Source organism: Sedimentibacter sp. B4, from assembly GCF_000309315.1.
GTDB classification, from domain to species: domain Bacteria; phylum Bacillota; class Clostridia; order Tissierellales; family Sedimentibacteraceae; genus Sedimentibacter; species Sedimentibacter saalensis.
Genome location: NZ_CANG01000940.1, coordinates 1 through 228 on the forward strand (window position 1 = coordinate 1; position 228 = coordinate 228).

1 pseudogene is annotated in these 228 nt (G+C 73.2%); it reads right to left on the reverse strand.

The features are described 5' to 3' along the window. A pseudogene (locus tag BN358_RS25725) lies at window positions 1-225 on the reverse strand (glutamate--cysteine ligase); the annotation flags it as partial. Window positions 226-228: the final 3 nt, after the last annotated feature.

Sequence of the window (228 nt, forward strand, 5' to 3'; positions counted from 1 at the left end):
CACGGGCTCGTTGGAGTGCATCCGGACGGCATAGGCGGCGAGCATCTCGCGCAGCGCGTCCATCCGGGACGCCCCGCGCTCCTCGAGCCTGTGGACCGCGGCGACCTGCCAGTCGGCGCCGTTGCGGCCGGTCAGGCACCGCCCCTCGATCACGCCGAGCAGTCGGTCGCGCACGACCGGGTCCACGCCCCAGGCGTCGAGGCCCTCGTAGGCCATCGGCAGCAGTTA